Origin of the sequence: Streptomyces sp. CB03238 (assembly GCF_002099185.1) — a bacterium.
Lineage (GTDB): Bacteria > Actinomycetota > Actinomycetes > Streptomycetales > Streptomycetaceae > Streptomyces.
Map to the genome: position 1 here is coordinate 124,984 of NZ_NBCN01000009.1, position 21,614 is coordinate 146,597.

Annotated in this window: 20 protein-coding genes and 1 tRNA gene; 13 read left to right on the top strand and 8 right to left on the bottom strand. The window is 71.3% G+C overall.

What is annotated here, in order from left to right:
• Positions 1-59 precede the first annotated feature (59 nt).
• The 3 genes from BKD26_RS40295 to BKD26_RS18050 all read right to left on the bottom strand — a co-directional run bounded on the left by BKD26_RS40295 (position 60) and on the right by BKD26_RS18050 (position 4,539).
• Entirely contained in the window at positions 60-920 is an 861-nt protein-coding gene (locus BKD26_RS40295) for a cellulose-binding protein (protein ID WP_084899085.1), read from the bottom strand.
• 78 nt (positions 921-998) lie between these two features.
• Positions 999-3,548, bottom strand: a complete 2,550-nt coding sequence (locus BKD26_RS18045) for an SUKH-4 family immunity protein (RefSeq protein ID WP_084899087.1) — start codon at positions 3,546-3,548, stop codon at positions 999-1,001.
• A gap of 7 nt (positions 3,549-3,555) precedes the next feature.
• Positions 3,556-4,539 (bottom strand): SMI1/KNR4 family protein, encoded by a 984-nt coding sequence (locus BKD26_RS18050; RefSeq protein WP_084899362.1) that lies wholly within the window; start codon positions 4,537-4,539, stop codon positions 3,556-3,558.
• Between the two features lie 227 nt (positions 4,540-4,766).
• On the opposite strand from BKD26_RS18050, the gene BKD26_RS18055 reads away from it, so the two are divergent.
• A complete protein-coding gene (locus BKD26_RS18055; RefSeq protein ID WP_084899088.1) occupies positions 4,767-5,282 on the top strand; it encodes a YwqJ-related putative deaminase in 516 nt (171 codons plus the stop codon).
• A gap of 10 nt (positions 5,283-5,292) precedes the next feature.
• Positions 5,293-5,781, top strand: a complete 489-nt coding sequence (locus tag BKD26_RS18060; protein WP_084899090.1) for an SUKH-3 domain-containing protein — start codon at positions 5,293-5,295, stop codon at positions 5,779-5,781.
• Here BKD26_RS18060 and BKD26_RS18065 read toward each other — a convergent pair.
• On the bottom strand, positions 5,768-7,087 hold the full coding sequence (locus tag BKD26_RS18065) for a histidine kinase (RefSeq protein ID WP_084899091.1): 1,320 nt from the start codon (positions 7,085-7,087) through the stop codon (positions 5,768-5,770). The genes BKD26_RS18060 and BKD26_RS18065 overlap by 14 nt on opposite strands.
• Positions 7,088-7,242: 155 nt before the next feature.
• Between BKD26_RS18065 and BKD26_RS18070 the strand changes: the two genes are divergently transcribed.
• From BKD26_RS18070 to BKD26_RS18105, 8 genes are all read left to right on the top strand, one after another.
• A complete protein-coding gene (locus tag BKD26_RS18070; RefSeq protein ID WP_084899093.1) occupies positions 7,243-8,115 on the top strand; it encodes a hypothetical protein in 873 nt (290 codons plus the stop codon).
• A gap of 6 nt (positions 8,116-8,121) precedes the next feature.
• Positions 8,122-8,192: transfer RNA gene (locus BKD26_RS18075), tRNA-Gln, on the top strand.
• Between the two features lie 131 nt (positions 8,193-8,323).
• A complete protein-coding gene (glmU, locus tag BKD26_RS18080) occupies positions 8,324-9,775 on the top strand; it encodes a bifunctional UDP-N-acetylglucosamine diphosphorylase/glucosamine-1-phosphate N-acetyltransferase GlmU (RefSeq protein WP_084899095.1) in 1,452 nt (483 codons plus the stop codon).
• Between the two features lie 108 nt (positions 9,776-9,883).
• Entirely contained in the window at positions 9,884-10,861 is a 978-nt protein-coding gene (locus tag BKD26_RS18085; RefSeq protein ID WP_073757529.1) for a ribose-phosphate diphosphokinase, read from the top strand.
• Between the two features lie 205 nt (positions 10,862-11,066).
• Positions 11,067-11,660, top strand: coding sequence for a 50S ribosomal protein L25/general stress protein Ctc (locus BKD26_RS18090; RefSeq protein WP_084899096.1), 594 nt, complete (start codon positions 11,067-11,069; stop codon positions 11,658-11,660).
• Positions 11,661-11,742: 82 nt separating this feature from the next.
• Complete coding sequence (gene pth / locus BKD26_RS18095) at positions 11,743-12,339, top strand: aminoacyl-tRNA hydrolase (RefSeq protein WP_084899098.1); 597 nt, start codon at positions 11,743-11,745, stop codon at positions 12,337-12,339.
• 54 nt (positions 12,340-12,393) lie between these two features.
• A complete protein-coding gene (locus BKD26_RS18100; RefSeq protein WP_084899099.1) occupies positions 12,394-12,861 on the top strand; it encodes a hypothetical protein in 468 nt (155 codons plus the stop codon).
• A 163-nt stretch (positions 12,862-13,024) separates the two neighbouring features.
• Positions 13,025-13,744, top strand: a complete 720-nt coding sequence (locus BKD26_RS18105) for a hypothetical protein (RefSeq protein ID WP_084899100.1) — start codon at positions 13,025-13,027, stop codon at positions 13,742-13,744.
• Between the two features lie 66 nt (positions 13,745-13,810).
• Here BKD26_RS18105 and ppc read toward each other — a convergent pair whose 3' ends face one another.
• Complete coding sequence (gene ppc / locus BKD26_RS18110; RefSeq protein ID WP_084899102.1) at positions 13,811-16,540, bottom strand: phosphoenolpyruvate carboxylase; 2,730 nt, start codon at positions 16,538-16,540, stop codon at positions 13,811-13,813.
• 211 nt (positions 16,541-16,751) lie between these two features.
• Between ppc and BKD26_RS18115 the strand changes: the two genes are divergently transcribed.
• Together BKD26_RS18115 and BKD26_RS18120 are read left to right on the top strand one after the other, a co-directional pair.
• Positions 16,752-17,738, top strand: coding sequence for a fatty acid desaturase (locus BKD26_RS18115; protein ID WP_084899104.1), 987 nt, complete (start codon positions 16,752-16,754; stop codon positions 17,736-17,738).
• Positions 17,735-18,412, top strand: a complete 678-nt coding sequence (locus BKD26_RS18120) for a TetR/AcrR family transcriptional regulator (RefSeq protein WP_084899105.1) — start codon at positions 17,735-17,737, stop codon at positions 18,410-18,412. Before BKD26_RS18115 ends, BKD26_RS18120 begins: the two co-directional genes overlap by 4 nt.
• Positions 18,413-18,456: 44 nt before the next feature.
• Here BKD26_RS18120 and BKD26_RS18125 read toward each other — a convergent pair whose 3' ends face one another.
• Entirely contained in the window at positions 18,457-19,080 is a 624-nt protein-coding gene (locus BKD26_RS18125; RefSeq protein WP_084899107.1) for a Uma2 family endonuclease, read from the bottom strand.
• Positions 19,081-19,214: 134 nt separating this feature from the next.
• A complete protein-coding gene (locus BKD26_RS18130; protein WP_084899108.1) occupies positions 19,215-20,042 on the bottom strand; it encodes a trans-aconitate 2-methyltransferase in 828 nt (275 codons plus the stop codon).
• Positions 20,043-20,173: 131 nt separating this feature from the next.
• On the opposite strand from BKD26_RS18130, the gene tamR reads away from it, so the two are divergent.
• Positions 20,174-20,671, top strand: a complete 498-nt coding sequence (gene tamR, locus BKD26_RS18135) for a MarR family transcriptional regulator TamR (RefSeq protein ID WP_073757514.1) — start codon at positions 20,174-20,176, stop codon at positions 20,669-20,671.
• Here tamR and BKD26_RS18140 read toward each other — a convergent pair.
• A complete protein-coding gene (locus BKD26_RS18140) occupies positions 20,630-21,415 on the bottom strand; it encodes a response regulator transcription factor (protein ID WP_179166581.1) in 786 nt (261 codons plus the stop codon). The two genes, tamR and BKD26_RS18140, sit on opposite strands and share 42 nt — an antisense overlap.
• Positions 21,416-21,614 lie beyond the last annotated feature (199 nt).

Consider the following 21,614-nt stretch of genomic DNA (forward strand, 5'->3'; position numbering starts at 1 on the left):
CGGGCCATCCACGGCAGCTGTCCCACTCCGCCCACTCCGGCCTACTCCGCCTGCTCCGCCTACTCCGTACGCCCCGTCAGCGCCGCCAGGCTGCTGCGTACGTGAGCCATGTGCGCCCGCACCTCGTCGCGCGCCGTCTCATGCTCCCGCAGGATCCGCTCCGTCTCCCGCTCCACCCGCTCGGCCCGCGCCCGCGCCTCCGCCAGCAGCGCCCCGGCCCGCGCCTCCGCCTCCTCCTGGCCGTGCCGCGCCTGCTCGGCCACCGCCGCCAGCACCCGCTCCGCCTCCGCGAGCCGCGCCTTCGCCGCCCCGATCAGCTCCTCGTGCCGCGCCGCCACCTCCGCTTCCCGCCCGGCCGCCTCGCCCTCCGCCGCCTCCCACCGCTCGGCGTGCCCGGCCTCCTGCGCGGCCAGCAGCCGCTCCGCGCGCTCCCGCGCCTCCCGCAACGCGGCCAGCCCCTCGCCACGCCCCTCCTCGGCCTCGGCCAGCGCCTCCGCCCGGAGCTCCCCGGCCGTGCGCCGCGCCGCCGCGAGGGCCTCCTCCGCCCGCGCCTCGGCCCGGCCCCGTACCGCCTGTGCCGCATCACGCGCCGCGTCCCGCACCGACCGGGCCGCCGCCCCCGCCTCGTCCGCCAGGCGCCGCGCCTCCTCCAGCGCATCCGCCCGCAGCGCGCCGGCCTCCTCCTCCGCGAGCGCGAGGATCTCCTGCGCGCGCCGCCCCAGCACCTCGTACCGCTGCGGCGGCAACTCCGCCACGAACTCCCGCAGCCGCGCCGCCTCCGCCGCCAGCTCCTCCGCGCGTACGGCGAGTTCGCCCGCCCGCCGCCGCGCGGTCTCCCGCTCCGCCTCCAGACCGGCGACGGCCCGGTCCACCTGCTCGGTCCGGTAGCCGCGGCCCCATACGACAGCGAACCCGCTCATGACTGACGCCCCTTTCCCCGATCCAGGATGCAACATCCCGTACCGGCGGAAAGGGGCGCCCATGCGCCAAGCCGTGGCCTAAAGCAGCCCGTCCCACATCTGTTCCAGCAGCACCGACCACCAGCTCTCCGGCGACGACAGCGCCGCCGGGTCCAGCATCGCCAACTGCGCCTGGAAATCGACCGTCCAGCGGCCCGCCTGCTCCGGCGTAAGCCCGAACCGCAGCCGCCACATCCGACCCAGCAGCCCCAGGCACCGGGTGAACTCCGGCAGCCCGCTGTTGACGAACTGCGGCGCCACCGGCCGCCCGTCCGGACCCGCCTCCACCGGTACGGCCACGATGTGCGCCGTCCCGTACTGCACGCAGATCGCCCGCCCGAAGTCGGACCCGATCACCAGGTACGAACCCGCGTCGGACGCCGGCTGCACCTGCCGCTGCGCCGCCAGTTCGGCGAGCGTCGGCACCACCGGCTGGGCCGGCTGCGCCCAGAAGAACGGCCCGAAGTCCGCCGGCAGGCCCGCCCACACGAGCGTGCGCGCCACCAGCTCCGGCACGCCCTGCCGCGACACGGCCCGCTGGTCGAACCGGCAGATCCCCTGCGGCCCGAACGCCCCCACCAGCTCCTGCGCGATGCCCTCCGGCGGAACCGGCGGCGCGGGCTGCACCGGCGGCAGCGGCACCCGCAACGGCGCCGGACGCGCCGGACCGTCGGCCACCTGGTGCAACTCACCCTGATGGGCGAGCAGTTGCCCCATGCCCTGCTGGCGGCTCGCGTGGTCACGCCCGTACGGGGCGATCGACGTGATCCGCGCCTGCGGCCACGTCTCCCGGATCATCCGGGCGCAGTAACCGCCGGGCAGCTCGCACGACTCCAGCTCGGTGTGCAGCTCCAGCACCTGCTGCGGCGGCACGTTGAGGGCGCGCAGCTCGTGCAGGATCTGCCACTCGGGGTGCGGCGTACCGGGCGCCGAGCGGCGGATCAGCTGGGCCTCGGAGCCGTCGGGCGCGCGGTAGCGCAGCACGGCCTGGTAGCCGGGGCCGACGGTCGGCATCCCGGTGGGCGGCGCCTGCGGGTAGCCGTACGCGGGCGGCGCCGGAGCAGGCGGGACGGGACCCGGCGGTACCGGACCCGGCGGAACGGGCCCCGGCGGCGGCAGCGGACCGGGCGCGCCGCCCGGACCCGGCTGGGCCAGCATCGTCGCCGCATGGTGCACCCCACCCCCCGGAGCGCCCGGAGGCGCCGGAGGCGGCGGCGTACCGGGCCCACCCGGCGCACCGGGAGGCCCGGGCGGAGGCGGCGTACCCGGCCCACCCGGCCCACCCGGACCGGGCTGCGCCAGCATCGTCGCGGCGTGGTGCACCCCGCCACCCGGAGGCGGCGTCGCACCAGGGGGCGGCGGAGGCGCCGGCGTACCCGGCCCACCCGGGCCCGGCTGGGCCAGCATCGTCGCCGCATGGTGCACCCCGCCACCCGGAGGCGGCGTCGCGCCGGGAGGGGCCGGCGGCCCGGGCGGGGGCGTACCGTCGGGCGGCAGCTGCGACACGAGCTGCGTCGGTACGTACCCCCCGGCCGGCGCCCCGGGCGCACCCGGGCCCGACGCGGGCGGCCGCGCCCCGGGCGTGCCCGGCGCACCCGGCGGCGGCGGAGTCGTCGGCCCGGTCCCGCGCGGAGCCCTGGCGCCGCGCGGCGGCAGGGTGGCCTTGCTGGTGGCGGCGTCCGCTATGTCGCCCGCCGACGGACCGGCCTGCGGGTCGAGGGCGGGCGCGATGGCGGTACGCGGCAACTGGCTGCCGCCCGACATCAGCGCGGTCGGGGCGTCCGCGCCCACCGCGGGCGGCGGCGTGCCGTCGTCGTCCGACCCCGAAAGCGGCGGCGCGAACACGGTCGCGGGCAGCGGTACGGAGGCGTCGTCACCGTTGCCGCCCGGCGCGTTCACGTCGCTCCACGGCGCGGAGGCGGGCACCCCGTCGGGCGCGGTGGGCTCGTAGTCCCCCGGCTCCCCGGGCGCGGCCGGCCAGGCGGCGCCCTCGACGTGAGACCCGTGAGAACCGTGAGGCCCGTGAGCCCCCCGCCCGGACGTCCCCGTGTCGGCGGACGCCGCGGCGGGCACGGCATCAGCGGCGGCCGGAGCCGACGGCACGGCATCGCGAGGGGGCGCAGGCACCGCATCCACCGGAGCCGGCGGCACCGCGTCCACCGGCGCGCCCTCCGCGCCCGTGTCCGCACCGCCGCCCCCGGCACGCCGGTCCGGAATGCCCAGCTTGTCCGCGGCGTCCTGGAGCCACTCCGGCGGGCTCAGCAAGAACGACGTCTGGTTCAAATCGATCCGCTCCGGCGGCGCCGCGGCCGGAGCCGGCGCGGCGGCAGGGGCCCCGTACTCCTCCTCGTACCGGCGGATCACCTCACCCACCGGCAGCCCCGGCCACAACGTGGCCTCACCACTGTCCCGGGCGATCACCAGCCGCTGACGGCCGCCGTCCGACGTCGGACCGGTCTCCCGGTCCTCCGCCCACACCACGAACCCCAGCTCGAACTCCCGTACCCGCACCTCGCGGTGCTGGTACGCGGGCACGTCGCCGTTGACCCACTCTTCCGCCCGCTCCTGCGCCTGCGCGAAGGTCACCATCGAAAGCTCACTCCCCCACCGGAACGGCCCGCGCGAAGCCGCCGTCCACCATCAGGTTCGCCACCGTCTCCAGCTCCGGCGGATCGCCCGCCAGCCGCTGGAGGAACTCGTCGAAGTCCGCGCCGCACGGCAGCAGCAGCCGGTCCACCCGCTCCTGCACCGTCCAGCCGTCCTGGTCACGGGCATCGTCGTACGCGCAGAACCACACCGACCCGACGTCCGCACCGCCCCGCACCTTCACCGCCAGCAGACCGCCCTGGACGAAACCCACGCCCAGGAAGTCCTTCGTCAGATGGTCACGCAGACACTTGTTGACGTACACCAGGTCATTGACCGCCGCCTCGTCACGCACCGTGAAGAACGGCTGGTCGACCAGCAGCCCCAGCTCCGCGTCCAGCGCCGCCCCGACCGGCGCGCAACCGCCCGCCGCCTTCAGGAACGACCGGTACGCCCCCGGAAGCCGGTAGCCCAGGTCCTCCTCCACGCCCAGCAACTGCGCCTCGGTCACCGACAACGCGCCCTTCGGCAGCCCGAAGTGCGCCGGCCGCGTCTCCTGCAACGGACGCGTACCGCGCTTGCCGTGGTCCACGGCCGCCGTCGCCAGCCCGCCGTGATGCCGCAGCAGCGCCTTCACCTCCACCGGCACCAGCTCCATGCGCCGCGTACCGGCCACGTGGTGCCAGGTCCAGCCGTGCGGCGTGGCGACCGCCGGGACGGTGTCCCACAGCTCGTGCCCGGTCGCGGACAGCGCGGCGTTCGCGGACACATAGTCCGTCAGCCGCAGCTCGTCCACGCCGAAGCCCGCCGGCGGCTCGGCGATCTCCGCGGCCGCGCGGGCGTACGGCGAGAAGTCCGGGTGGCCGTTCCCGTCCACCCGGATCCCTCCGGGATGCCGGGCGGCACGGACCGGGTCCGGGAAGTGCACGACCTGCCCGGCGTAGGCCGCGTTCGGTGGCGCGGCATGATGCTGCCCGAGCCGACCTGTCGTCATGGCGGATGCCCCCTGCTGCTGCTGGCTGGTCCGCACAGCCTATGCGGTGGGGCAACGGGGGGAACCCGCCCTCCGTTTCGGTGACCACCCGTCACACTCAAGTGACCCACTGACGATCACACGACACACCGATCACACGTTTCAGTGCCCTGGCTTCCCCATCAGCTCACCCATTTGGCAGGCTGTTCCCCGCAACTCGGGGGATTGCAGAGGGGACGACACGCATCATGCAGGCAGCGCGACCAGGCACGACGCCCGCCACGGGTGACCCACGTCTCAGATGGAGCAGCACCGGCCCCGACCTCACCCCGATCCTGCGCCACCGCCGCGACGGCATCCTGCCGACCGTCGGAGCGGCACTCTCCGTACGCGGTGAGACCCTCACGTGCACCGCCGGACGCGGCGACCGGCCGCCCGCCCTGCACCCCCTCGTACAGGATTTCCTCGACACCCTCACGAGCGGCCAGCGCGAGCGCTTCACCGGCCGCTGCCCCGAGGCGATCCTGCTCTCCCGTCACCTCACCGCGACCGAGACGAACCGGTCCAAACGGGCCCAGCGCAGACCCCTCAGCCAGGGCGAGGCCCGCCGCTCGCTCAAACACGCGAAGATCACCGCGCGCCGCATCCGCGAGGACGGCGACCCCCTCCACGGCAGCTACGCCGCCCCCTGCCGCTCCTGCGCCGCGCTCCTCGCCCACTTCGGCGTACACCCCGTCGACCCCACCACCGCCCAGAACGGCTGACCGCACCCACATGCCCGACCTGAACACCACCCGCTTCCCCGTCGCCGTGGACGCCGCCCTCAGGGAAGCGGGCTGGCAGCCCGGCCGCTGGGACATCAAACAGGCCGAACAATGGGCCGACGCCCTGCGCGCATACGTCTCCCCCGCCGGCCACCGGCACCGCGTCTTCCCCGCCGCCGTCGAGGCATGGGCCGAATTCGGCGGCCTCCACATCAACGCACCCGGCCCCGGCCGCCAGATCGCCCCCACACCCGTCCACCTCGACCCGCTCGCCGGACTCCACCACGCCCGCAGCCTCGCCGACCTCGGCCGCGCCCTGGAAACCGAGATGGCCCCCCTCGGCGAGGAGGCCGACAACCGCGCCGTCCTCGCCATCGACGCAGCCGGACGCGTCTACAGCCTCGACCACGCCGGCGACTGGTACCTCGGCCCCGACATCGACCACGCCCTGGCCGTCCTGATCACCGGCGCCCAGCCGGCCCGCCTCACGTCCCCCTGACAGGAGCCGGCAACACCGCCGACACCCTGAACCCACCCTCGTCCGTCGGCCCCGACACAAACACCCCGCCCAGCGCCGTCACCCGCTCCCGCATCCCCACCAGGCCATTACCGCCGCTCGGCAGCCGCAGCCCCGCATCCGCCGCCTTCCCGTCCGACGGCCCGTTCTCCACCTGCATCGCGACCTCACCACCCCGATGCGCCAGCCGGACGACCACCTTCGCGCCCGCCGCGTGCTTGTGGACGTTCGTCAGCCCCTCCTGCACCACCCGGTACGCGGTCCGCTCCACCTGCGGCCCATACGGCCGCGCCTCCCCCATCACCTGCAACTCCACCACCATCCCGGCCTGCCGGGACTGCTCCACCAGCTCCTCCACCGCATCCAGGCACGGCCCGTCCTCCGCCTCCACCGCTGAAGCAGCCGCAGCAGCCGCCCGCCCCACCGCCGCCAACGGCACCGCCTCCCGCACAGGAGCCGCCTCCCCCGCCCGCAGCACCCCCAGCATCTCCCGCAACTCCCGCAACGCCTGCCGCCCCATGTCCCCGACCAGCGCCGCGTTCTTCGCCGCCTTCTGCGGATCCTTCAACGCCACCGCCTGAAGCGCCGCCGCATGCACCACCATCAGACTCACCCGGTGCGCCACCACGTCGTGCATCTCCCGCGCGATCCGCGTCCGCTCCTCCGTACGCGCCATCTGCGCCCGCTGCTCCGCCCGGTCCGCCAGCAGCGACAGCTCCTGCTCCAAGCTGTCCGCCCGCTCCCGCAAGCTCTCCATCAACCGCCGCCGCGCCCCTATGTAGAGCCCGAACAGCACGGGCGGGGCGTTCAGCCCCAGCGAAAAGATGACGGCCATCAACGGCACGTACCAAGGCCCCGGATCGAACTCGGCCGACGCGATGTCCTGCCGCAGCCGCACGAACGTCACGATCAGCACCGCGACCAGCGACATACCCGCCAGCACGGCGATGATCCGCCGGGGCACCTCGGAGGCGGCGAGCGTGTACAGCCCGACGATGCCCATGAGGTAGCCCATCTCGGCGGGCGTGATCGCGATCGAGACGAGCACGACGGCGATCGGCCACCGCCGCCGCACCACGAGCACCGCCCCCACGACCAGCCCGAACAGCACCCCGACCGGCACGGGCAGCGCGGCGTAATCCGCGAACCCGACCCCCTCGGCCGCACACTCCAGGGCCGACACGGCGCCCAACGTCACATCCAGCACCGCACTACGGCGCCGCCCCCACCACCACCAGCCACGGGCGGTCGCGCCCGCAGCGTCCTGGTGTGCCCCCGTTGTGGTCATGTCTCCCAGCCTACGGGCGGCTGCCACCCATTTTCCGGCGAGCCCAGCAGCACAGAACAGGGTGATCCGCTCCCGAAACGCACGTTGATCCCTCGAACACGTGAATCGCCCGCGCATTCGACCCGGACGCCCACTTTCCGGACGAACCTGTCACCGTGACAACCGCCATCGGCAAATACGCCGACTTCGAGAGCCTGCGCCAGCAGGCCATCACGCTGCGCCGCGAGGGGCTCAGCCTCCGCCAGATCCGCGACCGCCTGGGCGTCCACAACAACGACATCCTCAACCGCCTGGTGAAGGGAGAACCGCCCCCGGACTGGACCAAGCGCCCCAACGCCAAGGACGACCTCCGGGCCAAGGCCCGCGAGCTGCGCCTCCAGGGCATGACCTACGACCAGATCCAGGTCGTGCTGGGCTGCTCGAAGAGCTCCATCTCGCTGTGGGTGCGGGATCTGCCGAAGCCGGAACGCAAGCGCAGCCGCGAGCAGGCGTCAGCCATTGCCAAGAAGGGGTGGGAACCCACGCTGCAGCGCCGGGAAGCCGAACGGCAGGAGGCCAAGACGGCAGCCGCGAATGCGGTCGGCGACATGACGGACCGCGAACTGCTGCTGGTCGGCACGGCTCTCTACTGGGCCGAGGGCACCAAGTCCAAGGCGCATCGCCCACAGGAGCGGGTCACCTTCATCAACAGCGACCCCGACATGATCAGGGTCTTCCTGTCCTGGCTGCGCCTTCTCGGTGTACAGAGAGAACAGCTGCGTTATCACGTACATGTTCACGAATCCGCCGACGTCAGCAAGGCGGAGGCCTTCTGGGCACACACCGTCGGCGAGGAAATGTCCGCACTGGGCCGGACGACGCTCAAGAAGCACAACCCCAAGACCAACCGGAAGAACGTCGGCCCCGACTATCACGGCTGCCTCACCATTCGCGTCGTCCAAAGCGTCGATCTCTACCGTCGCATCGAAGGCTGCTGGTACGGCATAGTAGGGGCTGCGTCCGCACCCGGATCAGGGAATCGGACATAAAGCCCATCCCGGGTCGTCTAAGGGCAAGACGTCAGATTTTGGTTCTGATCATGGGGGTTCGAGTCCTCCCCCGGGAGCTTCGAAAGTTCGGGTCCTGACCTAACCGTCAGGACCCGCCCTCGTTTCCGTAGCCCCCCGCCCTCATTTCCGCTCCGAAACCCCCCGGTATCCTGCGGGTGTCCACCACCCGAAGCCGAAGGGCATTCCCGTGAGCGCCAACCGCCCGGCAGCCGTCGTCGTCCTCGCAGCGGGTGAGGGCACCCGCATGAAGTCGAAGACCCCCAAGGTCCTGCATCAGATCTGCGGGCGCTCGCTCGTCGGACACGTCGTCTCCGCCGCACGCGAGCTGGACCCCGCGCACCTGTGTGTCGTGGTCGGGCACGCCCGTGAGCAGGTGACCGCGCACCTCGACGAGCACTACGCCGGTACCCGTACCGCAATCCAGCACGAGCAGAACGGCACCGGTCATGCCGTGCGCATGGCCCTGGAGGAGCTGGGGGCACAGGCGCTGGACGGGACCGTGGTCGTGGTGTGCGGGGACACTCCGCTGCTGTCCGGGGAGACGCTGACCGCGCTGGCGCGGACGCATGCCGCCGATGGCAACGCCGTGACGGTGCTGACCGCCGAGGTGCCGGACTCGACCGGGTACGGGCGGATCATCCGGGACCCGGAGAGCGACGCCGTGACGGCGATCGTGGAGCACAAGGACGCGTCGGAGGCCCAGCGGGCGATCCGGGAGATCAACTCCGGGGTGTTCGCGTTCGACGGGAAGCTGCTCGCGGATGCGCTGGGCAAGGTGCGTACGGACAACAGCCAGGGTGAGGAGTACCTCACCGATGTGCTGGGGATCCTGCGTGAGGCGGGGCACCGGGTGGGGGCGTCGGTGGCGGGGGATCACCGGGAGATCCTGGGGATCAACAACCGGGTGCAGTTGGCGGAGGCGCGGGCGCTGCTGAATCGGCGGTTGCTGGAGCGGGCCATGATGGACGGTGTGACGGTCGTGGACCCGGCGTCGGTGTTCGTGGACGTGACGGTGACGTTCGAGCGGGATGTGATCGTGCACCCGAACACGGTTCTGCTGGGGTCGACGCATCTGGCGGAGGATGCCGAGGTGGGGCCGAACAGCCGGCTGAAGGACACGAAGGTCGGCAGGGGTGCCCGGGTGGACAACACGGTGTCGGACGGTGCGGAGGTCGGTGAGGCGGCGTCGGTGGGGCCGTACGCCTATCTGCGTCCGGGTACGCGGCTTGGTCTGAAGGCGAAGGCCGGGACGTATGTGGAGATGAAGAACGCGAAGGTCGGCGAGGGGTCGAAGGTTCCGCATCTGTCGTATGTCGGGGATGCGACGATCGGCGAGTACACCAACATCGGTGCCGCCAGCGTGTTCGTGAACTATGACGGTGAGAGCAAGCACCACACGACGATCGGTTCGCACTGCCGTACCGGCTCGGACAACATGTTTGTGGCTCCTGTCACGGTCGGGGACGGGGCGTACACGGCGGCGGGCTCGGTGATCACGAAGGATGTGCCTCCGGGTTCGCTCGCTGTCGCCCGTGGCCAGCAGCGGAATATCGAGGGTTGGGTCGCGCGGAAGCGGCCCGGCAGTGCCGCGGCGCAGGCGGCTGCGGCGGCCTCCGAGCAGGGCCCTGACGAGGACTGACCGGAAACGGGTGCGTCGAACTCGGCGTACCGTGATACGTGCACACAAATTCGGCTGGTTCGCGCGAAAGTGGTCGCGGCCAGAGAACACGTCTGAGGAGACAGTGCTGTGACCGGGATCAAGACGACCGGCGAGAAGAAGCTGATGCTCTTCTCCGGCCGCGCCCACCCCGAGCTGGCCGAGGAGGTTGCGCACCAGTTGGGTGTCGGCCTCGTGCCGACGAAGGCTTTCGACTTCGCCAACGGTGAGATCTATGTCCGTTTCCAGGAGTCGGCGCGTGGTGCGGACTGCTTCTTGATGCAGAGCCACACGGCTCCCATCAACAAGTGGATCATGGAGCAGCTGATCATGATCGATGCTCTGAAGCGGGCTTCGGCCCGGAGCATCACGGTGATCATTCCGTCGTACGGCTATGCCCGGCAGGACAAGAAGCACCGTGGCCGTGAGCCGATCTCGGCCCGTCTGGTCGCAGACATGCTGAAGTGCGCGGGTGCCGACCGCATCCTCACGGTCGACCTGCACACGGATCAGATCCAGGGCTTCTTCGACGGCCCGGTGGACCACCTGTCGGCGCTGCCGGTGCTGGCGGACTATGTGGGTGCGAAGGTCGACCGGAACAAGCTGACGATCGTCTCTCCGGACGCCGGCCGGGTGCGGGTGGCCGACCGCTGGTGCGACCGGCTGGATGCGCCGCTGGCGATTGTGCACAAGCGCCGTGACAAGGACGTCGCGAACCAGGTGACGGTCCACGAGGTGGTCGGCGAGGTCCGGGGCCGGGTGTGTGTCCTGGTCGACGACATGATCGACACGGGTGGCACGATCTGCGCCGCGGCGGAGGCGCTGTTCGCCAATGGTGCGGAGGACGTCATCGTGACCGCGACGCACGGCATTCTGTCGGGTCCGGCGGCGGACCGGCTGAAGAACTCGAAGGTCAGCGAGTTCGTGCTGACGAACACGTTGCCGACGCCGGGTGAGCTGGAGCTGGACAAGATCACGGTGCTGTCGATGGCGCCGACGATCGCCCGTGCGGTGCGGGAGGTCTTCGAGGACGGTTCGGTGACGAGCCTCTTCGAGGAGCAGGGCTAGTACGCAGTGTGAGAGCCGCCTCGACCGTTGCGGTCGGGGCGGCTTTCGCATTCCGTTAGACTGGTGTAGTTGCTCGGCGAGGGAGGCCGCACCGGTGGATGGTGCGGCGGTCCGTTATCGACGCGCTCTTCGTAGCAGGCCAAGTCCAGTCGTGGCCGGGTGACCCCACGACCGTTGATCCGTCTGACATTTACGAGGAGTGCATATGTCCGAGGTGAAGCTCACCGCTTCGACCCGTACCGAGTTCGGCAAGGGCGCTGCCCGCCGTATCCGCCGTGCGAACCAGGTTCCGGGTGTTCTCTACGGCCACGGCTCGGACCCGATCCACCTGACGCTGCCGGGTCACGAGCTGCTGCTGGCGCTGCGTACGCCGAACGTCCTGATCTCCCTGGACATCGACGGCAAGTCGACCGAGCTGGCCATTCCGAAGGACGTGCAGCGCGACCCGGTGAAGGGTTTCCTGGAGCACGTCGACCTGCAGCTCGTCCAGCGTGGCGAGAAGGTCAACGTGGAGATCCCGGTCCACACCGAGGGTGAGCTGGCCCCGGGTGGCAACCTGCTGGAGCACGTCCTGAACGCGCTGCCGGTCGAGGCCGAGGCCACCCACATTCCCGAGTCGGTCACGGTCTCCGTCGAGGGCCTGGAGGCCGGTGCCTCCATCCTGGCGAAGGACATCGAGCTGCCGAAGGGCACCACGCTCACCGTCGAGGGCGACACCGTCGTTCTGCAGGTCCTGGCCGCGCAGGCCGAGGAGCCGTCGGGCGAGGCCGCTGAGGGCGAAGAGGCCGCCGAGGCCTGAGCCGTCCTGGGCTCTGCTTGACGGGGTGGCGGGCTGCGGCCCGCCACCCCGTTCCCTGTTCGTACGCGAGGAGACTGAGGACATGACGACCGACGCCAGCGCCCCCTGGCTCATCGTGGGTCTGGGCAATCCGGGGCCGGAGTACGCCGCGAACCGGCACAATGTCGGGTTCATGGTGGCCGATCTCCTCGCGGAGCGGATCGGTGGGAAGTTCAAGCGGGCGGGGAAGGCTCAGGCGCAGGTCGTCGAGGGCCGTATCGGTCCTTTGGGGCCGGCGAACCGGCGGGTGATCCTGGCCAAGCCGATGTCGTACATGAACCTGTCGGGCGGTCCGGTGACCGCGTTGCGGGATTTCTACAAGGTGCCTACGGCGCAGATCGTGGCGGTCCATGACGAGCTGGACATCGACTACGGGATGTTGCGGCTGAAGCTGGGCGGCGGTGACAACGGTCACAACGGTCTGAAGTCGATGACGAAGGCGATGGGCTCGGACTATCACCGGGTGCGGTTCGGGATCGGGCGTCCGCCGGGCCGGATGCAGGTTGCCGATTTCGTACTGAAGGACTTCTCGTCGGCGGAGCGCAAGGAGCTGGACTATCTGGTGGACCGGGCGGCCGACGCGGTCGAGTGCCTGGTGATCGAGGGTCTGGAGCGGGCGCAGTCGACGTACAACTCCTGACCGTCGGGGCTCGGGATTGACCGGGTGCGGTCATGTGCCTGAGGATCGCGCCCCATGAGCAAGAAGCGGACTTCAGTCCTCCCGTATGCCCGTAGTGCCGCGATGGCGCTGGTCGCCCTGCTGCTGGTGGTGGCGGGGACGTGGGCGTCGTGGGGGTCGGCGCAGCATGTGCTGCTGTCGAAGGGCCGTGAGCACGGGACGCTGACGGTCACGGGTTGTTCGGCGGATGTGTGTACGGGGCGGTATGACCCGGAGGGGCCGGCGGGGCCGCGTACGGACATGACGATCGACCGTTCGGTGGCGGTGCAGAAGGGCGGCCGGTATCCGGTGGTGGTCAAGCCGGACACGACGGAGCTGGTGCGGACGGGCTGGCCGGGTGGGCTGCATGCGTGGTTGCCGTTGGGTGGGGCGTTGTTGCTGGCGGCGTTGGTGATCGGTGGGGGGATGCGGTTGCCGCGGCTGGCGTGGGTGTCGGCGTCGGTGGGCGGGGCGCTGCTGGTGGGGACGTTCTTCGCGTTGTGACGTCGGGTGGAGCCGTCTCCGACCGAAGCGGAATGGGGCATTCACTCAATCGTTATGCGGGTGAGCGGGTATGTGCCGCCGGGTGTCTTGACGGGGTTCAGTCAGTCACACGAAGCTTCAGCCGCCCCCCACGGCCCCTCCCCCCTCTCACGTTGGACTGCCCATGCGCATTCTCACGCCCAGCAGCGTGCTGGTGACGGCCGCGGCCTGTTCCCTTCTGTTCCCCTTCACCGCCTGGGCCACCCCTCCCGGCGACAACGGCACCGTGAAGATTCACGACGCCGGGACCGGTGAGGAGCTCCGTAAGAACGAACCTCATGTGTGCACCTTCTACCTGGATGCCTTCGGCTTCGACGGCGGACAGGAGGTCGACTGGCACATCGAGGCCTGGGCGCCGACCGCCGGCGTCAAGGGCGAGACGGTCGAGTCCGGTTCGCTGACGCTGGACGGCACCGGGCACGGTCGTACCGGCGACCTGACCCTGCCCGACGGTCATTACAAGCTGTTCTGGACCTTCGACGGCGAGCACGGCCGCGCCAAGCAGAAGGTCTTCTGGTCCGCGTGCGACGCCGAGCCCGGCGGCTCCGAGAACGGCGGCTCCGAGGCCGGCGACGAGAAGCCCGGTACGAAGGAGCCGGGTGCGTCGGAGCCCGGCGAGCGGCCCTCCTCGGAGGCCTCGGCGGATGCCTCGGCCGGTCCCGCCACGGCCGCCGGCGCGTCGTCCGCGCCCGCCGCACCCTCCCCGAACGGTTCCACCGGCGGCGATCTCGCCGAGACCGGCAGTTCCGCCCCCGTCGGCGTCCTGGTGGGCGTCGCGGCCGCGCTCGTCGCGGGCGGCGCCTATCTGGTGTCCCGTCTCGGCAGGGCCAAGAACCAGCCCTGATTCCCCTGTGACGCGCGAGGGGGCGCCCGGTGGACTCCGGGCGCCCCCTCGTTTTGTCGGTGCGTGTCAGCCGGTGTTGCGGAGGCCCGCCGCCACGCCGTTCACCGTGAGCAGCAGCGCCCGCGCGAGCAGCGGGTCGGGCTCCTCGCCGCGCTCGGCGGCGGCCCGCTGGCGGGCGAGCAGGGCGACCTGGAGGTAGGAGATCGGGTCCAGGTAGGCATCGCGGATGGCGAAGGTCTGCTGGAGCACCGGGTTGGAGTCGAGCAGCTTCTCTCCGCCCGTGATGCGCAGCACCTCGCTGACGGTCAGGGCGTGCTCGGCCTCGATGTCGTCGAAGACGTGCCGGAGGTTCTCGGGCACGAGGGTCTCGACGTAGTGGCGGGCGATCCGCAGGTCCGTCTTGGCGAGGGTCATCTCGACGTTGGACAGGAAGTTGCGGAAGAAGTGCCACTGCTCGTACATCTCGTCGAGTACGGCGTCGAGGCCGGCCTCGCGCAGTGCCTTGAGGCCCGAGCCGACTCCGTACCAGCCCGGGACGATCTGCCGCGACTGGGTCCAGCCGAAGACCCACGGGATGGCCCGCAGTCCGTCGAGCGAGACGCCCGAGCCGGGGCGGCGGGAGGGCCGCGAGCCCAGGTGCAGGTCGGCGAGCTGGTCGACGGGTGTGGAGGCCAGGAAGTACGTGGGCAGGTCGGGGTCCTCGACCAGCTTGCGGTACGCGGTGTGGGCGGCGTCGGAGACGACGTCCATGGCCGCGTCCCAGCGGGCGAGGGCCTCGTCGGACTGGCGGGGCGCCGTGTGCAGGGCGGAGGCCTGGAGGGTGGCGGCGACCGTCAGTTCCAGGTTCTCGCGGGCGAGCGAGGGGATGAGGTACTTGTCGGAGATGACCTCGCCCTGCTCGGTGACCTTGATCTCGCCCTCCAGGGTGCCCCAGGGCTGGGCGAGGATCGCGTCGTGCGAGGGGCCGCCGCCGCGGCCGACGGTGCCGCCGCGGCCGTGGAAGAGCCGCAGGCGTACGCCGTAGCGGTGGGCGACGTCGCGCAGTCGGCGCTGGGCGCGGTGGATCTCCCACTGGCTGGTGGTGATGCCGCCGAACTTGGAGGAGTCGGAGTAGCCGAGCATGACCTCCTGGACGTCGCCGCGCAGCGAGACGAGGCGCCGGTAGGAGGGGTCGGCGAGCATGTCGTTGAGGATGACGTCGGCGGCCTTGAGCTCGTCGGTGGTCTCCAGCAGCGGCACGATGCCGATCTTGGCCCAGCCGGCGTGCAGGTCGATGAGTCCGGCCTCGCGGGCGAGGACGGCGGCGGCGAAGACGTCGTCGGCGCCCTGGCACATCGAGATGATGTAGGACTCGATGACCTCGGGGCCGAAGCGCTCGAAGGCTTCCTTGACCGTGTGGAAGACGCCGAGGGTCTTGGTGCCGGCCGCGTCCAGCGGGGCGGGCGTGGGGGCCAGCGGGCGGCGGGAGCGCAGTTCCTTGGCGAGGAGCTTCTGCCGGTAGTCGCGGGGCATGTCCGCGTACCGCCAGGATTCCTCGCCGAGGCGGTCGAAGAGCTGGCCGAGGGCGTGGTGGTGGGCGTCGGCGTGCTCGCGTACGTCCATGGTGGCGAGCTGGAGGCCGAACGCGGACAGGGTGCGGATGGTGCGGTCCATGCGGCCGTCGGCGAACAGGCCGCCGCGGTGCTCGCGCAGGGACGTCTGGACCAGGGTGAGGTCCTCGATCAGCTCGGCGGTGCCGAGGTAGTCGCGGCCTTCCTGGTGCGCGGTGCCCTTGGCGAGGCGTTCGCGGGTGTTGACCAGCTTCTGGCGGATGCAGGTGGCCTTGAGCCGGTAGGGCTCCTCGGCGTTGAGGCGCTTGTAGCGGGGGCTGATCTCGGGGAGCCGCTCCAGGTCCTGCTGGAGGGAGTCGAGGAGCTCCTGGGTGGCGCCTGCGTAGCGGATGGAGTTGGACAGCTGGCTGCGCAGGTGGTCGATCAGCTCGATGGCGTCGGTGATGCCGTGCTCGTGCTGGAGGATCAGTACGTCCCAGGTGACGGCGGGGGTGACGTTGGGGTTGCCGTCGCGGTCGCCGCCGATCCAGGTGCCGAAGGTCAGTGGGCGGGTGCCGGGGGGCAGCTCGACGCCGACGCGCTCCAGCTCGGCGGCGAGGTCCTCCAGGACGTCGCCGACGGCACCGGCGTGCAGCTCGTCGAGGTAGTAGATCGCGTTGCGGGCCTCGTCGGTCGGCTCGGGGCGTACGACGCGCAGCTCGTCGGTCTGCCAGATGAGGTCGATCGACTCGGCCAGGCGCAGGTCGTGGCGGCGCCGGTCGGAGGCGATGACCGGGGTTTCGAGCAGTTCGGCGACGCGGCGGAGCTTGTTGAGGACCGAGCGGCGCGCGGCCTCGGTGGGGTGCGCGGTGAAGACGGGGCGGACGTTGAGGTGCTTGACCGTCTCGCGTACGTGCTCGGGGTCGCCGTCCTTGAGCATGTCGGCGGTGCGGGCGAGCAGGCCGCCCTCGGCGGCGCGCTTCTCACGCAGTTCCTTGCCGCGGTGGACCTGCTCGGTGACGTTGGCGAGGTGGAAGTAGGTGGAGAAGGCGCGCACCAGGCGGGCGGCGGTCTCCAGGTCGGTGTCTCCGAGCAGCTCGGCGGCGGCCTCGCCGTTCTCGCGCGTGAGGTGGCGGACCTTCTCGACGAGCTCGAGGAGCTCGGGTCCTTCCTGCCGTACGAGGGTCTCGCCCAGCAGGTCGCCCAGTCGGCGGATGTCGGCGCGCAGCTCGGCGCTGGCGGAGGGGGTCTGGTCGGCACTGCTCACAGGTGCGGCTCCTTGCAGTGTTTGAGCACGTCTGGAGGGGTACTGGAGGCTGCGGACCGCGCTGTCCGACGACACCCAGGATAGGTGCCCCTCCTGGCGGGCCGACCGCAGGCCTCTTGCCGCGTGCCGAACCGCTGCCATACTTACGTCGCCGTAGGTTACGGAACCGTAGCCACTGCTTCCGTTGTATCCCTCACCCCCAGGGGACTTCATGACCACTAGCTCCGACGTGCTCGAGACTTCGGACCCGCCCGCTTCCGCTTCCCCGGACCTGCCTCTCGCCACGCTCGGCGGGGACAGCAAACGTTCGATCGAGCAGATCACGCTGCTGCTGTTCATCACGGTGCCCTTCCTGGCCCTGCTCGCGGCGGTGCCGCTGGCCTGGGGCTGGGGCGTGAGCTGGCTGGATCTGGGGCTGATGGTGGCGATGTACTACATCGGCTGCCACGGCATCACGATCGGCTTCCACCGCTACTTCACGCACGGCTCGTTCAAGGCGAAGCGGCCGCTGCGGATCGCGCTGGCGATCATGGGGTCGCTGGCGGTGGAGGGGCCGCTGGTGCGCTGGGTGGCGGACCACCGCAAGCACCACAAGTTCTCGGACGCGGAGGGCGACCCGCATTCGCCGTGGCGGTTCGGCGAGACCGTACCGGCGCTGATGAAGGGCCTGTGGTGGGCGCACATCGGCTGGATGTTCGACGAGGAGCGCACCCCGCAGGCGAAGTACGCGCCCGATCTGATCAAGGACCCGGCGATCCGCCGGATCTCGCGGCAGTTCATCGGCTGGACGGTCCTGTCGCTGGCGATCCCGCCGCTGGTGGGCGGTCTGGTGACGATGTCGTGGTGGGGGGCGTTCACGGCGTTCTTCTGGGGCTCGCTGGTGCGGGTGGCGCTGCTGCACCATGTGACGTGGTCGATCAACTCGATCTGCCACGCGGTGGGCAAGCGACCGTTCAAGTCGCGGGACCGCTCCGGGAACGTGTGGTGGCTGGCGGTGCTGTCGTGCGGTGAGTCGTGGCACAACCTGCACCACGCCGACCCGACGTGTGCACGTCATGGCGTGATGCGGGGCCAGATCGACTCCAGCGCCCGGCTGATCCGCTGGTTCGAGAAGCTGGGCTGGGCGTACGACGTGCGCTGGCCGACCGCCGAGCGGATCGAAGCCCGACGCCAGGACCGCGCCGCGAACGCGGCATGATGGACGGTGTGGCGATCGACGGCAGTAGCACCAGCAGCAGCGACAAACCCAGGCGCGGGCGCCGGGTCCGGATGACGGGCGCGGAACGCCGGCAGCAACTGCTCGACATCGGCCGCACACTCTTCGCCGAACGGGGGTTCGAGGGCACCTCGGTGGAGGAGATCGCCGCGAAGGCCGGGGTCTCCAAGCCGGTGGTGTACGAGCACTTCGGCGGCAAGGAGGGCCTGTACGCGGTCGTCGTGGACCGCGAGATGCGCCAGCTGCTCGACATGGTGACCGGCGCCCTGACCGCCGGGCACCCGCGCGAGCTGCTGGAACAGGCCGCGTTCGCGCTGCTGGACTACATCGAGACGTACACGGACGGTTTCCGGATCCTGGTGCGGGATTCGCCGGTCGCGCAGTCGACGGGCACGTTCGCGTCGCTGATCTCGGACATCGCCACGCAGGTGGAGGACATCCTGGGCCTGGAGTTCAAGGCCCGGGGCTTCGACCCGAAGCTGGCCCCGCTCTACGCCCAGGCGCTGGTGGGGATGGTGGCCCTGACGGGCCAGTGGTGGCTGGACGCCCGCAAGCCGAAGAAGGCGGAGGTCGCGGCGCACCTGGTGAACCTGGCCTGGCACGGCCTGGACGGCCTGGAGCCCAAGCCGCGGCTGATAGGGCACCGCAAGAGCTGACGCGGTGCGTGCTGGTCGCGGCCGGCGCGCCGGTACGCAGGCGGTTATGCCCGAGTGATGGCCTTGCCGATGGTGAAGCCCTTGGCAGGGCCGTTCGGGATGACGGCGTCGGTGCCGTAGGGGACGCGGTGCTCGTCCTCGTACCTCTCCTTGCCGGGGTTGGGCTCGCTCAGGACGAGGATGGCCCCGTCTTCGTCGAAGTCGTCGATGATCACGTACACGGGGATGCCCGCACGGGCGTACTCGCGGCACTTGCGGACCCGGTCGCGCTCGATGTTCCGCCGGCCGGGCGAGACCACCTCGACCACCAGGGCCACTCCGGCGACGTCGACGCCGAGGTCCTCCTCGTCCGGGATCTCGTCCAGATCGTCGGAGGCGACGAAGAGGTCGGGGATCCAGACCTTGCGCTGGTGGATGACGTTACCGTCCTGGTAGGACGCGAAGTCGGTGCCCGCGAGGCGGGCGTCCAGGGCCCGGCGCAGACGATTGATCAGCACGGTGTGACGGCGGCGGCCGGTGGGCGACACCTCGATTGCTCCCTCGATGATCTCGGCCCGGTACCCCTCGGGGAGCTCCATGGCCTTCCAGGTCCGCCACAGGAGCTCGTCCAGCTCGGAGACCGGCTCGTTTTCCACCACCGGGATCACCTCATGTGCGAGAGCGGTCATCGTGCAGCACCTCCTCCGTCAGTGTGGGCGTGTGCGTCACTGCGACACAAGCGACACCGGGACGCTACGGGTGCGCGGCGCCCCGGTGTGGGCATATGCCAGTGGATCACCCCCAGGAGTGAGGACGCGCCGGGTCACCCCGACTTACGGGCCACGGCGAAGATCCTCCGGAACGGGAAGACCGTGCCGTGCGGGCCGGGCGGGTAGGCCTTGCGCAGCAGGTCGCGGTACTGGGCGAGGAATTCGGCGACGGCCTCGTCGTCACCGTCCAGGGCGGTGAGGACCGGCCGCAGCGCGGTGCCCTTCACCCAGTCGAGCACGGGGTCCTCGCCCTGGAGGAGCTGGGAGTAGACCGTCTCCCACACGTCCACGGTCAGGCCGAGGTCGGCCAGCCGGGTGAGGTAGTCGGCGGCGTCCAGGATGTGGACGAAGCGGCGGCCGTGGCCGGTGAGGCGGGCCCGCCACTGCGGGGTCTCGCACAGCTCGCCCAGGAGCGCGTGGCTGGGCGAGGTGAAGTTGGCGGGCACCTGGAAGGCGAGGGTGCCGCCGGGGACGAGTCCTTCGGTCCAGGCGGGGAACGACTCGGGATGGTTGGGCACCCACTGGAGCGCCGCGTTGGAGATGATCAGGTCGTACGGCTCCTCCGGCGTCCAGTGCGCGGCGTCGGCCGGGCGGAAGTCGAGCCAGCCGCCGCCCTCGGTGGTGCCGGCGTAACTCTTCTTCGCCTGTTCCAGCATCTCGGGTGAGAGGTCGAAGCCGGTGATGCGCGCGTCGGGCCAGCGCTCGGCGAGCAGTGCGGTGACATTGCCGGGGCCGCAGCCGAGGTCGGCGATGCGGGGAGAGCGGCCCTCGGCGGTGGCGGGCAGCTCGGGTATGCGGGCGAGCAGGTCGAGGAACGGTCGGGTGCGGTGCGAGGAATGGCGCAGGTACTGCTGTGGATCCCAGATTGGTGCGGAATACATGTTCGAGCCCCCTTGCTGGACCGGAGTACCGAAGCGGAACAGAGTCCCGGCCCCGTCATGCCCAATGGTCCAGGTGAATATTTCTTGACGTCAAGAGACTTCATGTCGACAGATCGCCTACACTGATCGCCATGGAGGACGAGGTCGACCGACTGGTCGCTGCATGGCGCCGCGAGCGCCCCGACCTCGACGTGGAACCGCTCGAGGTGCTCAGCCGCGTCTCCAGGCTGGCCCGCCACCTCGACCGGGCCCGCAGGCTCGCCTTCTCGGAGCACAACCTGGAGCCCTGGGAGTTCGACGTCCTCACCTCGCTGCGCCGCGCGGGAGCCCCGTACCAGCTCTCCCCCGGCCAGCTGCTCACCCAGACCCTGGTCACCTCCGGCACCATGACCAACCGCATCGACCGGCTCGCCAAGAAGGGCCTGGTCGAGCGGCTGCCCGACCCCAGTGACCGCCGCGGCGTGCTGGTCCGCCTCACCCCCGAGGGCCGCGACCGCGCCGACCAGGCCCTCGCCGGCCTCCTCGCCCAGGAACGGGCCATCCTCGCGGAGCTCTCGCGCGCCCAGCGCGCCGAACTGGCCGCGCTGCTACGCCAGCTGACCGCCCCGTTCGACAACATCCCCGGCTGACCCGGGCCCGAGGTCGGCCGGCCCCACACCCGCCCGGCGGGCCAGCGCCACCGCCGCCAGCGTGGAGTGCACGCCCAGCTTCCCCAGCACGTTCTGCATATGCGTACGCACCGTGTGCGGGGACAGGAACAGCCGGTCGGCGACCGCCTTGCGGCCCAGGCCCGCCACCATGCAGCGCAGCACCTCCCGCTCGCGCGGGGTGAGCGACTCCACCAGCCGCTCGCTCTCGGTGCGGTGCTTGCGCGCGGCCGTCAGCTCCCGCAGCACCCCGGTGAGCAGCGCGGGCGGCAGATGCGTCTCGTCGCGCAGTACGCCGCGTATCACCGTCAGCAGCCGCTGCAGCGAGCAGTCCTTGGCGACCCAGCCCGAGGCGCCCGCCTGGAGGGCGAGCGCGGCCCGGCGCGGGTCGTCCTTCTCGGCGAGCACGACCGTACGCACCTCCGGCCGGCCCTCACGCACCCCGGTCACCAGGGAGATGCCGTCCACGACACCCTCCCCGTGGTCCGGTACGGCGCGGGCGACCGCCGACGCGGCCGCGGCCCCCAGGTCGGCGTCGACCAGCAGCACATCGAACCTGCGGCCCTCGGCCGCCGCCCGGTCCAGGCAGCGCAGCGCGGCGGGGCCGCTGCCGGCCGCCGCGACGTCCACGTCGGGCTCGGCCGCCAGAGCGGCGGCCAGCGACTCGGCGAAGATGCGGTGGTCGTCCACCACCAGAACCCGGATACGGACCACTGACACCCCCATGTGTCGAGAAGCGGAGCAGCTGCGGGTACGGCGCCCGGAGCCCGAGGTGGCCAGTGGTCGCACGGCCGCCGCCGTGCAGTGACTGTTACCCCCGCCCCGGGCGTCGTACCCGGCTGTCTCGCCCCCTGATCAACACCGGCCCCCACCGGTGCCGTGCATTAGAGTACGGCGGGGCGGCCGGAGGGGAGGGCGACTTCCG

Coding starts and splice junctions, on each gene's coding strand:
- BKD26_RS40295 (WP_084899085.1), bottom strand. CDS start 920: ATGAGCGGGTTCGCTGTCGTATGGGGCCGCGGCTACCGGACCGAGCAG.
- BKD26_RS18045 (WP_084899087.1), bottom strand. CDS start 3,548: ATGGTGACCTTCGCGCAGGCGCAGGAGCGGGCGGAAGAGTGGGTCAAC.
- BKD26_RS18050 (WP_084899362.1), bottom strand. CDS start 4,539: ATGACGACAGGTCGGCTCGGGCAGCATCATGCCGCGCCACCGAACGCG.
- BKD26_RS18055 (WP_084899088.1), top strand. CDS start 4,767: ATGCAGGCAGCGCGACCAGGCACGACGCCCGCCACGGGTGACCCACGT.
- BKD26_RS18060 (WP_084899090.1), top strand. CDS start 5,293: ATGCCCGACCTGAACACCACCCGCTTCCCCGTCGCCGTGGACGCCGCC.
- BKD26_RS18065 (WP_084899091.1), bottom strand. CDS start 7,087: ATGACCACAACGGGGGCACACCAGGACGCTGCGGGCGCGACCGCCCGT.
- BKD26_RS18090 (WP_084899096.1), top strand. CDS start 11,067: ATGTCCGAGGTGAAGCTCACCGCTTCGACCCGTACCGAGTTCGGCAAG.
- pth (WP_084899098.1), top strand. CDS start 11,743: ATGACGACCGACGCCAGCGCCCCCTGGCTCATCGTGGGTCTGGGCAAT.
- BKD26_RS18100 (WP_084899099.1), top strand. CDS start 12,394: ATGAGCAAGAAGCGGACTTCAGTCCTCCCGTATGCCCGTAGTGCCGCG.
- BKD26_RS18105 (WP_084899100.1), top strand. CDS start 13,025: ATGCGCATTCTCACGCCCAGCAGCGTGCTGGTGACGGCCGCGGCCTGT.
- BKD26_RS18115 (WP_084899104.1), top strand. CDS start 16,752: ATGACCACTAGCTCCGACGTGCTCGAGACTTCGGACCCGCCCGCTTCC.
- BKD26_RS18120 (WP_084899105.1), top strand. CDS start 17,735: ATGATGGACGGTGTGGCGATCGACGGCAGTAGCACCAGCAGCAGCGAC.
- BKD26_RS18125 (WP_084899107.1), bottom strand. CDS start 19,080: ATGACCGCTCTCGCACATGAGGTGATCCCGGTGGTGGAAAACGAGCCG.
- BKD26_RS18130 (WP_084899108.1), bottom strand. CDS start 20,042: ATGTATTCCGCACCAATCTGGGATCCACAGCAGTACCTGCGCCATTCC.
- tamR (WP_073757514.1), top strand. CDS start 20,174: ATGGAGGACGAGGTCGACCGACTGGTCGCTGCATGGCGCCGCGAGCGC.
- BKD26_RS18140 (WP_179166581.1), bottom strand. CDS start 21,415: ATGGGGGTGTCAGTGGTCCGTATCCGGGTTCTGGTGGTGGACGACCAC.